The 13,749-nt window shown below is 38.2% G+C and carries 16 protein-coding genes and 1 tRNA gene; 7 read left to right on the top strand and 10 right to left on the bottom strand.

Translation table 11 applies throughout. From position 1 onward, the window contains the following. Positions 1 to 373: 373 nt before the first annotated feature. Positions 374 to 883, bottom strand: coding sequence for a GNAT family N-acetyltransferase (locus HCJ54_RS12520; RefSeq protein ID WP_187137886.1), 510 nt, complete (start codon positions 881 to 883; stop codon positions 374 to 376). A 208-nt stretch (positions 884 to 1,091) separates the two neighbouring features. Here HCJ54_RS12520 and HCJ54_RS12515 point away from each other — a divergent pair, with 208 nt between their 5' ends. Together HCJ54_RS12515 and HCJ54_RS12510 are read left to right on the top strand one after the other, a co-directional pair. Next, positions 1,092 to 2,891, top strand: a complete 1,800-nt coding sequence (locus HCJ54_RS12515) for a glycoside hydrolase family 2 protein (protein ID WP_187137885.1) — start codon at positions 1,092 to 1,094, stop codon at positions 2,889 to 2,891. Between the two features lie 115 nt (positions 2,892 to 3,006). Then, positions 3,007 to 3,079 (top strand) — tRNA-Lys (locus HCJ54_RS12510). A 171-nt stretch (positions 3,080 to 3,250) separates the two neighbouring features. Here HCJ54_RS12510 and HCJ54_RS12505 read toward each other — a convergent pair. Both HCJ54_RS12505 and HCJ54_RS12500 read right to left on the bottom strand, forming a co-directional pair. Continuing rightward, complete coding sequence (locus HCJ54_RS12505; protein ID WP_187137884.1) at positions 3,251 to 4,351, bottom strand: tyrosine-type recombinase/integrase; 1,101 nt, start codon at positions 4,349 to 4,351, stop codon at positions 3,251 to 3,253. Positions 4,352 to 4,511: 160 nt separating this feature from the next. Continuing rightward, positions 4,512 to 5,414 carry a replication initiation factor domain-containing protein gene (locus HCJ54_RS12500; protein ID WP_187137883.1) on the bottom strand — a complete coding sequence of 301 codons (903 nt, stop codon included), beginning with the start codon at positions 5,412 to 5,414 and terminating at the stop codon, positions 4,512 to 4,514. 372 nt (positions 5,415 to 5,786) lie between these two features. On the opposite strand from HCJ54_RS12500, the gene HCJ54_RS12495 reads away from it, so the two are divergent. Continuing rightward, positions 5,787 to 6,302, top strand: coding sequence for a helix-turn-helix transcriptional regulator (locus HCJ54_RS12495; RefSeq protein WP_187137882.1), 516 nt, complete (start codon positions 5,787 to 5,789; stop codon positions 6,300 to 6,302). A 188-nt stretch (positions 6,303 to 6,490) separates the two neighbouring features. On the opposite strand, the gene HCJ54_RS12490 is transcribed toward HCJ54_RS12495, so the two are convergent. The 7 genes from HCJ54_RS12490 to HCJ54_RS12460 all read right to left on the bottom strand — a co-directional run bounded on the left by HCJ54_RS12490 (position 6,491) and on the right by HCJ54_RS12460 (position 10,238). Continuing rightward, positions 6,491 to 6,742, bottom strand: a complete 252-nt coding sequence (locus HCJ54_RS12490) for a hypothetical protein (RefSeq protein WP_187137881.1) — start codon at positions 6,740 to 6,742, stop codon at positions 6,491 to 6,493. Positions 6,743 to 6,756: 14 nt separating this feature from the next. Further along, entirely contained in the window at positions 6,757 to 7,095 is a 339-nt protein-coding gene (locus HCJ54_RS12485) for a hypothetical protein (RefSeq protein ID WP_187137880.1), read from the bottom strand. 42 nt (positions 7,096 to 7,137) lie between these two features. Continuing rightward, positions 7,138 to 7,761, bottom strand: coding sequence for a hypothetical protein (locus HCJ54_RS12480; protein WP_187137879.1), 624 nt, complete (start codon positions 7,759 to 7,761; stop codon positions 7,138 to 7,140). Next, a complete protein-coding gene (locus tag HCJ54_RS12475) occupies positions 7,758 to 9,242 on the bottom strand; it encodes a glycohydrolase toxin TNT-related protein (RefSeq protein WP_187137878.1) in 1,485 nt (494 codons plus the stop codon). Before HCJ54_RS12475 ends, HCJ54_RS12480 begins: the two co-directional genes overlap by 4 nt. After that, positions 9,239 to 9,607: a DUF3958 family protein gene (locus HCJ54_RS12470; RefSeq protein ID WP_185389643.1), complete on the bottom strand. Its 369-nt coding sequence runs from the start codon at positions 9,605 to 9,607 to the stop codon at positions 9,239 to 9,241. Before HCJ54_RS12470 ends, HCJ54_RS12475 begins: the two co-directional genes overlap by 4 nt. Before the next feature lies 1 nt (position 9,608). Next, the gene (locus HCJ54_RS12465; RefSeq protein WP_187137877.1) at positions 9,609 to 9,893 is read right to left on the bottom strand and encodes a DUF3130 family protein; all 285 of its coding nucleotides are present in this window, start codon (positions 9,891 to 9,893) and stop codon (positions 9,609 to 9,611) included. Between the two features lie 78 nt (positions 9,894 to 9,971). Beyond that, on the bottom strand, positions 9,972 to 10,238 hold the full coding sequence (locus HCJ54_RS12460) for a hypothetical protein (protein ID WP_187137876.1): 267 nt from the start codon (positions 10,236 to 10,238) through the stop codon (positions 9,972 to 9,974). 95 nt (positions 10,239 to 10,333) lie between these two features. On the opposite strand from HCJ54_RS12460, the gene HCJ54_RS12455 reads away from it, so the two are divergent. From HCJ54_RS12455 to HCJ54_RS12440, 4 genes are all read left to right on the top strand, one after another. Then, on the top strand, positions 10,334 to 10,549 hold the full coding sequence (locus tag HCJ54_RS12455; protein WP_185366242.1) for a helix-turn-helix domain-containing protein: 216 nt from the start codon (positions 10,334 to 10,336) through the stop codon (positions 10,547 to 10,549). Between the two features lie 83 nt (positions 10,550 to 10,632). Then, the gene (locus HCJ54_RS12450; protein WP_187137875.1) at positions 10,633 to 11,730 is read left to right on the top strand and encodes a DNA cytosine methyltransferase; all 1,098 of its coding nucleotides are present in this window, start codon (positions 10,633 to 10,635) and stop codon (positions 11,728 to 11,730) included. A gap of 15 nt (positions 11,731 to 11,745) precedes the next feature. After that, positions 11,746 to 12,387: a hypothetical protein gene (locus HCJ54_RS12445; RefSeq protein WP_187137874.1), complete on the top strand. Its 642-nt coding sequence runs from the start codon at positions 11,746 to 11,748 to the stop codon at positions 12,385 to 12,387. Further along, on the top strand, positions 12,384 to 13,514 hold the full coding sequence (locus HCJ54_RS12440) for a DUF262 domain-containing protein (protein WP_187137873.1): 1,131 nt from the start codon (positions 12,384 to 12,386) through the stop codon (positions 13,512 to 13,514). The genes HCJ54_RS12445 and HCJ54_RS12440 overlap by 4 nt, the downstream gene beginning before the upstream one ends. Positions 13,515 to 13,749: the final 235 nt, after the last annotated feature.

Below are 13,749 nucleotides of genomic sequence, written 5' to 3'. Positions count from 1 at the left end.
CCGTTCAGCTCCGAAAAAAACTGGAGCGGCCGCAGTAAAAAGCCGCTCTTGCTTTTTATGGAGGGCGTGAAGTTTTCAAGGAGTTGGCCGTTGAAGCTGGATTGGATTATAAAGCTGAAACGGCCCGTTCAGCTCCGAAAAAAACTGGAGCGGCCGCAGTAAAAAGCCGCTCTTGCTTTTTATGGAGGGCGTGAAGTTTTCGAGGAGTTGGCCGTTGAAGCTGGATTCGGAGACGCAGCTCATGACGCAGTACAAGGAACGAATGCTCACTCTGTTCGCACTCATATTGCGGCTCTAGCTCAGCGAAAGACGCCGCAACAAAAGCTGGATTTCGAAGATGTAGAAACAGGAAGAGAAGTTAGGTGTTAAATTCCTAACTTCTCTTTTTTAATGTGTACATAATCTCGTTTCCGTCCACAAAATCTGGATTTAGCGTGAACCCGATTTTTTTGAGGAGTTGTGTGGAGCGGTCGTTGTTTTTGTGGGTTACGCCGTCGATTTTTTGTAAGTGGCGTTGTGTGAAACCATAGTCGATTACTGGGAGAAGGGCTTCGTGCATGTAGCCGGCGCCTTGGAATCGTGGCAATAATTCGTAGCCTAAATCCGCACGTGTCTGCTCTTCTGAGAAATTCCATAGGCAGGCGGTTCCGATAAATTCTGATGTTTCTTGTAGCGTGATGGCCCAGAAAATCCAGGTTTTGCAGGCGATTCCTGTGTTTATTTTAGTGATAAATGCGGTGGATTCCTCGAGGTTTTGTTGTAATGGGCGGTCTTGAAAAGCGGCAACTTCTGGATTTGATCGCAGGGCAAAAATGGCGCTAGAATCATCGGTAGTTAACTGTCTTAGTGTGAGTCGCGATGTTTGGATGGTTGGGAATGTCATGGGATTAGCCTCCTAGGGGTATTTGTTCGAGCATAAAACATTTTCTTATAAAAAGCAATATGTCTATAGTTTACGTTTAAGTTAATCTTATTTTTATTTATTTGACAGGATGGTTACCTATTGTATATAATGCAAGTAAGATGGCTTTTTAGTTTGATTAACTTTAGAGTTTACTGTAAGCGTTTTATATGAGGAGGAGCGATGCGAAATGTTGAGAGAAGAATATCCGCGACCGCAATTTGTAAGGGAAAACTGGCTGAATTTGAATGGAGAATGGGAATTTGCTTTTGATGATGGGGACGTTGGGCTGCGTGAGGGCTGGTTTCGTGGGGATGTGCCGTTTGCGAAACGGATTGTCGTGCCATTTGTGTATCAGACGGCGCTCAGTGGGATTGATGATCAGACGCATCATGAGATTGTTTGGTATAAGCGGGAGTTTGAGTTGGATGGGGATTTGGACGGTGGCAAGGAAGTGAAGCTGCATTTTGGTGCGGTGGATTATTCGGCGAGCGTTTTTGTGAATGGGCAGAAGGTCGGTGAGCATGATGGCGGGCATACTTCGTTTACGCTGGATATTACGCCATTTGTGGTTGGTAGTGAGGCTGTGACGCTAGTTGTGCGGGTATTTGATCCGCAAAAAGATGAGACGATTCCGCGTGGAAAGCAGAGTTGGACGCCGGAACCGGATTCGATTTGGTATACGAACACGACGGGAATTTGGCAGACGGTTTGGTTGGAAATCGTGGACGCGCTACATATTGAAAAGCTGCGCATGACGCCGAATGTGGACACCGGTATGGTGGAACTCGATTTGATTTTTGCGGGTAGCATTGTTGGTAAGCGCTTACGATATGCGATTCGTTTCAGGGAGACGCTGGTTGCTGAAGATGCGGTGACGTTGACGCAAAACCATATGCAACGCGACGTGGCGATTTATCAAAAACAGATTTTTCGCTCGCCGAATCATAATGATGGCTGGAATTGGACGCCAGAAAACCCGAACCTTTTTCAGATTGCATTTTGCCTAGAGGATGATTTGGCGGTGTATGATGAAGTTTCGTCGTATTTCGGAATGCGCAAGGTGCACACGGAGGCGGGCATGGTTTATTTGAACAACCGCCCTTACTACCAAAAATTGGTGCTAGATCAGGGTTACTGGCGCGAAGGTTTGTTGACTGCGCCGTCCGACGCGGCGTTGCGTTACGATATCGAGCTTGCCAAGGAAATGGGATTCAATGGTTGCCGCAAACATCAGAAAGTAGAAGATCCGCGTTTCCTATATTGGGCAGATACGCTGGGCTACCTCGTTTGGGGCGAATGCGCGGCGGCACCAGTTTACACAGAAGACGCCGCGACCAGACTGACTCGCGAATGGTTAGAGATTATCGAACGCGATTACAATCATCCGAGCATTGTGACGTGGGTGCCGATCAACGAAAGCTGGGGCGTACCAGGGATTCACAACAACCGTGAACAACAACATCACACCCAGGCGATGTATCATCTCATTCATTCACTCGACAAAACCCGTCCGGTAATCTCCAATGATGGCTGGGAAATGACCGAAACCGATATTTGCGCGGTGCATAATTATTCACACGGCCGAGAAGACGAACCCCAGAAGTATGCCGATTTTAGCGCGATGATCCACGACAAAGAAGCCATTTTGAAATCCCAATCCACATTACGCGCGGTCTATGCCGCAGGATTTGAGCACCAAGGCGCGCCAATTTTGCTAACAGAATTCGGTGGAATAGGTTTTCAAACAGGTGACCAGACAGGCTGGGGCTACACATCCGTGAAAAACGCCGAAGAATTCGTCGCCGATTACAGCCGCGTCATGCAAGCCGTTTACAGTTCCAAAGCCCTACACGGCTACTGCTACACCCAACTGACCGACGTGGAAGCCGAAATCAACGGGCTACTAACATACGACCGCGAGCCAAAATGCGAATTAAAGCGGATACGAAAGATAAATGACCAGTATTTCAATCAGATTGTAGAATAGATGACAAATAAGAAGGGCCCCAGAAAATGAGGTCCTTCCAACAATGTGTGAAATGTTTGCCAAGCCAGAGCGAAAGTGCTAGAATAAGTCTTGTCGGTAAAAACATTTATCGCACGGGTTGTTAGCTCAGTTGGTAGAGCAGCTGACTCTTAATCAGCGGGTCGTGGGTTCGAACCCCTCACAACCCATCTTAGAGCCTCAACAGTTTATGACTGTTGGGGTTTTTATTTTGCCTTGAAATATGTACTAAATTGGAGTAGTATTGCCTTAAAATTGCCTACGCCTAGAAATAAGAAAGCTGAAACCGTTCGTGCTCAATTGGTTTCAGCTTTTTGAGGTTGACTAAATTGCTTTGAAAACTACAGAAAATCTAGTTTATCACTCATTTCTCTTTGTTTGTTGGGGAATAGATGTCCATATGTATCAATTGTAGTTGTGATACTAGCATGTCCCATCCGTTCCTTTATTACTGTTATATTTTCACCGTTATCTATTAGCAAAGCCACGTGGGAATGCCTGAAATCATGCAAACGAATGGGCTGAACAGCACAACGATTATATATCCGTTGAATTTTTTTAGTCCCGAAGTTTTCTCGGATTGGATGTGATGTCTTATGCTGAAAAATTACTAAATCTTTCGTTGGAATGGAGGGGAGAAGCTTTGATTGCGCCACTTTCCAATCGGATAACATCTTAGCGAGTTTGGAATTGATTGTTATCACTCGGTTACTGGTCTCGCTTTTAGGTGGAGTCACAATCATTTTCCCATCGATACGGGAGACAGTCTTACATACGTGAATTTCCTGTTTCACAAAATGGATGTCCGACCATCTTAGTGCTAACAGTTCCCCAGCACGCATTCCAGTGAGATAAGCAGTTTGATAAAAAATCTTATGAACTTCTTCGTCTTCCCTGATAGATGCGATAAAGTGCAAGTATTCGGTAGTTGTCCAGAAATGCATTTTTTGTTTGATGATTTTCAACTTTTTAATACGCAAGCAAGGATTTGTGTAAACAAGGGATTCATCCACAGCAACATCAAAAATTTTCTTTAGTAGAATCATATGCTTGTTGATGCTATTAAAGGATAAGCTCAAAGTGAGTAAATGCTCTCTGAATTCTCGAATATGCGTCTGTGTGATTTTCTTGATCAAGCAATCTTTAAAATATGGGAAAAGATGATTGGAATAATAGCCACGCTGAGTACGCACATAGGTTGGTTTATGATTAATTGTATAGGATTGAAAATAAAGGTTTCCTAGTTGCTCAAAGGATAATGACTTATCGGGTAAGAGAGTACCATTGTAGTAATGTTGTTTTAGATGATTTTCTAATTGTTGCGCGCTACGTTTAGTAGAAATGTTATTATGTCGGACACGACGCTGTTTCCCTGTTATGGGGTCAACTCCGAGGCTAATATCGACACGATAACTTTTTCGCGCTGTTTTTGTGATTGCCATAAACGATAACCTCCATCAAATTGTATTGAAAGTTTCTCCATTTATGATATAATAACCTTGCAACGGGTAGTGTTTATATCTGGAGAATTTATTTCTTTGGTTATAGCACTACTTTTTTTATGCCTTGTTTTAGACATCTTAATAGCACCCTTTCCATGTGTTAAAATTCTGTTTGTTTCGTCTGTTCGTATACTAGTGGTATAAATTCTGATTTACCTATCATACTTAGATGGGTGACAATTTTCGCGCTAAGATTAGTGCTGAATTGCGTTTTCTTTTTCATGGATTCCAAAGATTGAAGTCCACCAAGAGCTTGCTTGTCCTCTAAAAATTCAAATGCTTTTAAAGCCGCTAAAGCTCCACCTTCCAAAAGCCAATCTTGGGTATCTAGCAGAGTATTTACGGTGGGTTGAATCTCTAGTTTAACTGGTTCAGCATTTTCCAAAAAGCGTTCCCAAAAACGGCAGGAATCCCATCTACTTTTATTGGACTGTTCAGGGTTTTCTACAAGAAAATTAAGATTACCCTTCAAGAATCCAAATGCTAGTTCGCGAAGTGTCTTAGCACTTTTCACCTTGTCAGAACTACTTTGTTGTAGGCGATGATGACGGCTTTTAGAGATAAATTCTCCTTTCTCACACTTTCGATGTAATTGAGCAACTGTAAACGCTGGTTTTGTGTTACGGTCATCAATAGCGACATCTATACGGGTGATATGAAAGCCACTTTTTCCTGATTGTTGGGCGCAAGATTGGAAAAAATCTTTCCATGAGCGCTTTTGTGCATCAAGATAGATTTTTAACTGGTGACAACCAATACCGCTCATATTTAGGTAACATCCTGTCCCTTTGGGATTATTAAGTGAGGGTTCAATATCCGCATAAACTTGTATATTTCCGTGTTGGTATAGGGTTGTGTAGCTTTTATAACGAATTCCCCGAGGCTGTTTACTAAAGTACAGTTCATTAATATCTAGAATGTTATCAAATACATCTTTTGCATGCAGATTCTCAAATACAATATTTAGCCAATCTATTCCAACGCTGATATTCTCTCTAGCCAAATTATTCACCTCCTTTCAAGTTAAGGCGCATTTGTGCGTGCCGACTAGTATGCTATTGCTTGGTATACCAGTCTTTTTCTTATTTATTTTTGTATTATTAGGGCGGTGTTACATATGCGCCCTTAGTACCAAGCAAAGCTTGGCACTGTCCCGATCGCTGCCGCTCAACATTGCCATTTGGCGCTTTCGCGCCATGTCGGGACAAAGTTTATAGATAAGCAGTGTTAAAGTTCTAGTTTACAAATAAGTCTATTTGTTCTATAATTACATTGTGAAATAGGATTAATAAGCTTACATTTAAATATTAGCATTGAGAAGCTTATTTTTCAATTAGTTTTTATCATAAACAGACTTACTTGGAGGGTAGTTATAATGCCGATAATTGGGAAAAGAGATGTATCAACTATTGGGAGAAATTTAAAAGCATACCGTTTAGAACAAGGGATAACTCAAAAGGAGTTTGCTGATGATTTAGATATCAATCGCCAGAATTATTCGAAAATAGAAAGAGGGGTTTATACACCATCACTAGAAAAAATACTTGAGATTTGTAAAATTTTATACATTACACCCAATGATTTACTTTTGGATAATCGTGAATATGACGATTTTAAACAGGAAATTTTCGGAAAATTAGATGAAGACTTTTTAAATCTGATGAGAGAGATGAAAGTAGTAGAGGAAATTCGTGCTAAAGCTTTGAAAGCGAAACAAAAAGGGGACAAAAAAAGCGAGGAGCATTATCTGACGGATATAGTTGGAATCTATGTTATAGGCGGTAAGGGCTCGTGGGAAGCGGCAGACGCTTTGTATTATAATCGTTTGGATAAATTAATTAAGGGAGCCTCTGCCAATACTTTAAAGTCACTAGTGAAAAGATTGGATTAAATGAAAAATAAGCAGTAATTTTGTATAGAGCCATTGTAGAGAATGGATTATGCAAAATTACTGCTTTTCTATTTTTGAGTTTTAGGCTCTGGGTTATGCTGCGCTTTTCTTGGTATATTTCGTTTTGTGTATTCATCTCCTAGTAGTGGGTATCCATTTTTTTGTTGACATACCATATAGTGAAACTTTCAAGATTCAATCGTAGTTCGTTCAACAAAATTGCCATTGTCTTGAATAGCCATTCTAGCCAAGCGTCTTCCAGCTCGCTTAAAGAAAAATTCATCTGGATAAAATTCTGAAACAATAGGTTCTTGCTGGCTAATCATGCCGCTATTCTTGTTATATTCAATAATACCTGAGATTTTTTCATCAGGCCCATATTTATATACGATTTTTTCCTCATTTTCGTACTCTTTTGTCATGATAATGAAAACAGCCATCGTGTCACTCCTATTTACAAATCCCCTGACTCTGCAAGCTCATCAATTAGCTCTTTTTCAAAGGAATCTAAACGCGTATATTCTTTGAGGGAAGTCAAATCAATCCCCAATTTTTTTAAAGTGGCTAAGGCAAAATCTCCGACTGTATAAAACCCTAACATTTTATCTTCGAGTGTTTGCTCTCTTCTGCCAGAAATGTTAATAAGTGCTTGAACTATAGATGGATTAGTAATTTTCTTATCAATAATCTCACGCATCCTGTTGTAAAGTACGATGGCATTGCCTGCGCTAAGATAGTTTTCTAAATCGTCTAGCTCGTATTGACCATTATTAATATTTTCGATTAATGTCATATTGTTCTCCTCATTTTATTCATAAAAAGGGCTAAAGCTAGGCTATTTTTTTAGATATATTCGTTTTAGTAACTCTACTTGATTTGGTGAAAGTTTATAGTTAATTAATTGTGGATAAATGACCTCTTTAAATTGCTTTAGAATAAAGCTGAAATTATAGACTACAATAAATGCACTAGGTAATTTCCTATCTTCTGATACGATAGCAGTGTCACCAGTTGGACTAAGATAGTAAATATCATAACAAGTGTTTTCCCTAAGTTTTAAATTTATACAATCAACCTTATCTTCAAAAAATGAGTAATAATCACTGCCTATATCATTGTCTATATATTTATCGGCTGCCTCTAAATCAAATTTTAGTGCCCTGAGTTCTCCACGTACATCATTGCTTGCGTCTACTGAGCTGAATTCTCGTGAAACAGAGACAAAAAGGGCTAATTTAGCTAATGTTTCGTCAGAAAATTCCTTGATTACAAATTCTTGGTCTCGTTGGACTTTATACAGAATCCATTCAGAGTCTATTTTCTTTAACCTTATAGCTGAATCTTGGTCTACAGAGTCAGTATCGATATTTTTAGCATATACAGTTATTATTTCATTGTCTAGATTGTGTGTTACCGTGACACTTATGCCTTTATCTTTTTTTAATTCATCAATAATCATTGTGATTCCCACTTTCTTAAGGATACGAATTCAATTAAATCTTCTTCAATAAGTTCCTTCATGGTGTACGCTTCGCCATTGCTGTGATATTTTATATACTGTGTTCCCCCACCAGGTCTATCGAACCAAGGGGCTGCTACTCCACCTTTTGCATCAAAATCATTAAGAACTCGGTATACATAGTAATTTGCTTCATCACTGTGTAGTGCCAGTGCTCTCATTTCATAAGGGACATCCTTTGGTGAGAAGAATTCTCCCCTTGGCTCACCATAACGATCAAGCAAGCTACCCTCTTTGATAATGGTATCTTTAGGGGCGCCAGAAAAACCATTATTTGGAGGCCAATTGATATCACCTGTCGTTTGATTATAGTACTTAGGATTATCATAAACGGCTTTATACTTAAGATACTTTGCTTCATTTGGAGGATAACTCCATTTTTCGAGTTTAAGTTTATCGACAGCGTTTATCTGACGTTCAGCACTACTTACAACTCTACTTGGTTCAAATCTTGCAGTGAACTTAGCTAAACCAAGCACAGGAGCCCCGTATTGTGTCAACACAAGTGCACCGTCTAATAACCGCTGTCCGTCACTAATATGCTTTCCAGACACAGCATCCACGCCATAAACCGCACGATAAAACGAACCTACACCTAGTACTTCGCGGAAAACTGTCTCACTCTGCCAATAAATCATTTGCTGATTCACAAAATCGAGTGTAGCCTCGGTACTCATTTTACCATCAATCGTGATGAAACCAGCACTATTGCCTTTTGGAATGTTTGGCGTTAGTCCTATTTCTTCAATTTCTCTTATCTTATCATCAATTTCTTGCTGGCTCGCATACATTTTGGTGAGCTGGCTGAATGTCGCAGGGTTCAGTTTTTCGAGATGATACATACCAGTTTTGCCATCGAATTTAAGATTTTGCTGAATGTTATCCAGTGCTTGCTTAATATAATGCGCTAGTTCTCCAACTTCATAAAAGAAATTTCTGTGACTCTGTTCGAAATCCATAAATTTGTTCAGTATCTCTTCTTTTTTGTGCGCTTCAAAAATTTGTGTGGCTAAATAATTTAGCTCTGATGCGTGTCCAGTTCCATTAATAGCCGTTAATTGTGACGTAACGCTTTCTAGACGATTTTCGAAACCTGTTATTTTTTGATTTAGGTCATGAATACCATCCACATCAAGCCTAGAATTGGGGGAAGCATCCACTTGAGAATGGAAATCAGTAATATATTTTTGTATCTTTTGCTCGCTCAGGTCAAGCGCTTGTTTGATCGATGCACATAGTGGGAAATAGGCGCCCGCGTAGTATTCTTTTGAGCTAGCGATGGCGTCTCCACTAATCGATGTATCATTAATATAAGCGATGACAGCTTGTTTCACGGCATTTACATACTGTTTTAATTCTTGATTCGATGCGCGTAATTGTTGTGAGAAATGTGTGACCTCGGCAATATCGATGCGAGTCATAGAATCAGCTCCCTATGTAACAGTTTCCGTTCATCTTCTATTTGAGATAGGCTCGATTGAATGGTTTTCTGCTCTTGTTGTAGCTGTTCCCGCGTACTTTCAATATGTTTACGTAATTTTCTCCAACTTTCATGTGCGGTATCTTCCGCATCATAAGCCACACTTCTACCGTGATTTCCGCGCCATACATCGTGAGCTTGGGCAATAAGGTTCTCTTTCTCACGTTCGATGTGCCGAAGCTCTGTTTCCGTGTATTCTAGCTGAATTTGCCGTTGTCTTAGAGCGTATAGCTCATCTTCCTGTTGCTCCGTCTTCCGCTTTAATTGTTGCAATGTTTGATGAATTTGCTGGCTTCTTGGTTCCATCTTAGCGCACCTCCAGTTGCATCTTCTGACCGACTTCCCGATCTTTGGCAGCATAAGCTTCACCGATTTGTTTGATACGAATAGCGTCTTCCTGCACCACTTTTCCAAATAAATCGACATAGTTCACCAAATCAAATAAAGCTTCCTGACAATTGCTCATAGAATTGCATTGAGTGTAAGACATCGCGTTATTTTTCTTTGTATGATGGGTCATTCCCGAGACACTATCTCCAAGTTCCGCAGCGTGATTCATCATCTTTTCTCTATTAACTTTTATTTGCGTCATATCCCTATTCTCCCGTCTAAAGTTAGTCTATAAATCCATTATAAAGGAAAATAATTGAATTGTCGCCATAAAATAAGGTTATTGGGGATTCTTGGAGAATAATATCCCTTCTTTAAAAGCGGTGGCATAGATACGCATAAAAGCTTCTGTTTCGTATTTAAATAATTCATCAAGATATTTTAGCTCATTATAGTTATTTAACTTTTGTTCAAGCGCATCCCTTATATGGAATTGTCTTTCTTGTAGTGCCTTAAATTCAATACTAGAATTTTCTTCTGATAAGAAATGTTCCACACGCTTGTGACAAAATAATGAAAAATCGTGATTAAATGATTTTGACAGCATAAATTTTCCTCCTTTTTCGAAAGTTGCTCAATCGAACAACGGTTTTAGTTTCATTATAGTATAAAATGTTCATATAGACAAGAGGTGGTGTGGATATGGAAAAAGTTGTAGTGGTTAATCTAAAATCATTAGTTGAGAAACACGGAATTTCGATGAAAGAACTATCTAGGTTAGCTGATATAGAACCAGCCATACTCAGTAAGCTAGTGAATAATAAAAGACAGAGTATCTATTTTGACCATATTGCACGGATTGCGGATGCTTTGGATGTGAAGGATATTCGGGAGATTATTGATATTGCAGAAAAATAGGTGGAGAAATTTCTTGTTTAGTGCTAATATTTTAGTTTGTTACAGTTCGAGATTATAAATAAAAAATAGAAGTAGGTTTAGCAATGAAAAATATTAGTGTCTTTTCATTTTTCTCTGGCTCTGGTTTTCTAGACTTGGGATTTGAAAAAAGTGGTTTTAGTGTAGTCGAGGTTAATGAATATTTTGAGCCGTTTATAGAAGCATATAAATATTCTAGGAAAAATTTAGAGTTGGCTGAACCTAAGTTTGGGTATTCTTTGGGGAGCATAGGTGATTATGTTGGGAATATGAAATTTAAGGATAGGGTGGAAATTGAAAAAGAAAATAATATAGTAGGTTTTATAGGGGGTCCTCCTTGCCCAGATTTTTCTGTAGCTGGTAAGAACAGAGGAAGGGAAGGAGAAAATGGACAGCTAACTCAGACATATTTTGACTTGATTATACAAGAGTTACCTGATTTTTTTGTTTTTGAAAATGTAAAAGGGTTGTGGAAGACCAAAAAGCATAACCTATTCTATAACGATATAAAGAAGCAAGCAGAAGATGCGGGTTATATTATAATAGATAGCCTACTTAATGCGCTACAATTTGATGTTCCACAAGATCGTGAGCGGATATTTATGATTGGGATTTTGAGGGAGACATTGAGTATAGTAGAATCTGAAATAGTTCAGAATTTTAATTGGGGAATAAAGCATAATAGCATTGAGAAAATTAAACTCCTTAATTGGCCTGAGACAAATATTTTTCAAGAAGATAATATTTTGAGAAAACCGAAAAATATAAATGAAGTTTTTACAGTAGAGTATTGGTTTAAAAAGAATGGAGTATATATACATCCCAATGCAAATGAGTATTTCAAGCCGCGTCAGGCATTAAATAAATTCTATAGTATTGAGGAGGGTGATATTTCTAAGAAATCATTTAAACGTTTACACAGATGGAGATACTCTCCCACAGCTGCATATGGGAACAATGAGGTACATTTACATCCGTATAAGCCACGTCGTATATCAGTAGCGGAGGCTTTGGCTATTCAATCTTTACCTCAAGACTTTATATTACCACCCACTATGACTTTGACAAATAAATTTAAGACTATTGGAAATGGAGTTCCTTTTGAGATGTCTAAGGGTATAGCTGGTGAATTATATACCTTTTTAAATAAAATATTTTTGTGAGAAAGGGGTTTAGGTATGGTTCAAACATGCGAAAAGTTAAAGCAAGATTTGAAAAAATTGGAACCAATAGAATTTTATATGAAATATATCATTAAATCATACAATTGGTATTTTGAAGAAGTGCTAGAAAGAGAAGAACAAGAATTAATCAATATAACGGATGATTTTAAAGAAATAATTATGAAAAATTTTAATGTAGGTTTTCATAGTGTCCAAATGGTTGGAAGCGCAAAAATTGGTTTTAGTCTATCACCTAGAAAATCATTTAGGGAGTTTATTAGATTTGATTCTAATAGCGAGGATTACGATGACAAACATGACAAGGTTTCAGATTTAGATTTAGCGATTATTTCTCCTAGGTTATTCGAAGAAATATGGGCAGCAATTCGTACTGCTAATAAAGTTCAGCGCCTACCAACTAGGAAGTACAACAGTATAACTAATGCAATTTTTAATGGTTACATCAATGATAGTTCTTTAGAATATGTGACAGGGGGCTTACATTTAGTTAAAGACACTATAAATAGCGCTAATGTTGAATTAAGAGATACGTTCTCTATACCTAATCCAATTTCATACAGAATATATCGATCATGGGAGGATTTGGAGAATTATCAGTTGATTGGTATAGAGAGTGCGAGGAGGAATTTATTATGAGTTTTCAGTACAATGATGTGAAAATGCAAGTAAGGCTAATTCATACGATGTCAAATAGTAAAGAATTAATAGTAGACGATACATATCAGAGAAGGTCTGTCTGGTTGGAGCGAGATAAGGTAAGGCTAATTGAGACTATGCTATTAAACTATGTAATACCGTCTGTGTTTTTTTGGCAGAGTTCAACAGATCCTGAGACTGGACAAGCGTCAACTCATATAGTAGACGGTCAACAACGGATAAATGCTATCTTAGAGTTTATAGATGGTGAATTTCTTTTGAATGAAGCTGATTTAATTGAAGGAACGATGAAGAAAAAATATGGTGGTAAGGGTTTTATTAACCTAGATGATGAGGATAAGCAAAGAATTTGGAATTATAATATGGCTGTTATACAAATCGATTTGAATGCTTCTAGAGAAGATATCATTAAAATGTTTAATAGGCTTAATCTAACAGAATATAATCTGAATGCGCAAGAAAAGAGAAATGCCAATAGAGGGCTATTCCATGATTTGGCAACTGAAATCTCTGCAAACAACTTTTGGGTGGATTTAGATTTCTTCACTGCAAATGATTTAAGGAGAATGCAAGATGTGCAATATTGCGCCAATATATTACTGCTATGGAAGAGAGGTATTATAGAGCAATCAAATGCTGTGAAGGTTATCAATAATGCCTACGATGAGTATAATGTTGTCTATGATTCGGTTGAAACTGATAGAGAAGCTGTTATAAAGGCGATGGACAGTATATCGAAATTATTAGATGATAAGGGTACAAGGAGATTTATCAAAAAGAAGACTCAGAACTATACTATCTTTTCTTTTATTTTCTTTCTGCATAGAAATGGTAAGGATCTATCACAAGATATGATAACCAAGTTGACTACCTTTGTGAGAATTTATGATAAGTTTAAAAATGAAGAAACAAGTGATTTGGATTTATCTATTCACGAGAGTTATATTTATGATTTATTCAAAAAGTATAAACAAGCTTCATCAGAGGGGGTTAACAAATTAGCGAATAGAGTCGCGCGATTTGATGTGCTTAAAAAGTTTTTAGTGGAGAACAATTTTGAGGCGGCAATACTAGATTCGCTTTTCAATAAATTAGATAAAAAATAATTGATTACATGATTATAGGTTTTCTCTTAATCAGCGGGTCGTGGGTTCGATCCCCTCACAACCCATCTTAGAGCCTCAACGGTTTATGGCTGTTGGGGTTTTTTTTGCGCAAATTTGTTTGTGAAAATCCTGAAAAACCCTTATGAAGAAAATTTAAATGAATTTCAGAAAGCCTAGTATATGATTTAGTTAACACGCAGCGGATTTAACATTTCTGAAATGCTACCTGAATAAC

Origin of the sequence: Listeria grandensis, assembly GCF_014322885.1 — a bacterium.
Classification (GTDB): domain Bacteria; phylum Bacillota; class Bacilli; order Lactobacillales; family Listeriaceae; genus Listeria_A; species Listeria_A grandensis.
This window is presented reverse-complemented; position numbering and strand designations above follow the sequence as displayed.

Coding starts and splice junctions, on each gene's coding strand:
- HCJ54_RS12520 (WP_187137886.1), bottom strand. CDS start 883: ATGACATTCCCAACCATCCAAACATCGCGACTCACACTAAGACAGTTA.
- HCJ54_RS12515 (WP_187137885.1), top strand. CDS start 1,092: ATGTTGAGAGAAGAATATCCGCGACCGCAATTTGTAAGGGAAAACTGG.
- HCJ54_RS12505 (WP_187137884.1), bottom strand. CDS start 4,351: ATGGCAATCACAAAAACAGCGCGAAAAAGTTATCGTGTCGATATTAGC.
- HCJ54_RS12495 (WP_187137882.1), top strand. CDS start 5,787: ATGCCGATAATTGGGAAAAGAGATGTATCAACTATTGGGAGAAATTTA.
- HCJ54_RS12490 (WP_187137881.1), bottom strand. CDS start 6,742: ATGGCTGTTTTCATTATCATGACAAAAGAGTACGAAAATGAGGAAAAA.
- HCJ54_RS12485 (WP_187137880.1), bottom strand. CDS start 7,095: ATGACATTAATCGAAAATATTAATAATGGTCAATACGAGCTAGACGAT.
- HCJ54_RS12480 (WP_187137879.1), bottom strand. CDS start 7,761: ATGATTATTGATGAATTAAAAAAAGATAAAGGCATAAGTGTCACGGTA.
- HCJ54_RS12475 (WP_187137878.1), bottom strand. CDS start 9,242: ATGACTCGCATCGATATTGCCGAGGTCACACATTTCTCACAACAATTA.
- HCJ54_RS12470 (WP_185389643.1), bottom strand. CDS start 9,607: ATGGAACCAAGAAGCCAGCAAATTCATCAAACATTGCAACAATTAAAG.
- HCJ54_RS12465 (WP_187137877.1), bottom strand. CDS start 9,893: ATGACGCAAATAAAAGTTAATAGAGAAAAGATGATGAATCACGCTGCG.
- HCJ54_RS12460 (WP_187137876.1), bottom strand. CDS start 10,238: ATGCTGTCAAAATCATTTAATCACGATTTTTCATTATTTTGTCACAAG.
- HCJ54_RS12455 (WP_185366242.1), top strand. CDS start 10,334: ATGGAAAAAGTTGTAGTGGTTAATCTAAAATCATTAGTTGAGAAACAC.
- HCJ54_RS12450 (WP_187137875.1), top strand. CDS start 10,633: ATGAAAAATATTAGTGTCTTTTCATTTTTCTCTGGCTCTGGTTTTCTA.
- HCJ54_RS12445 (WP_187137874.1), top strand. CDS start 11,746: ATGGTTCAAACATGCGAAAAGTTAAAGCAAGATTTGAAAAAATTGGAA.
- HCJ54_RS12440 (WP_187137873.1), top strand. CDS start 12,384: ATGAGTTTTCAGTACAATGATGTGAAAATGCAAGTAAGGCTAATTCAT.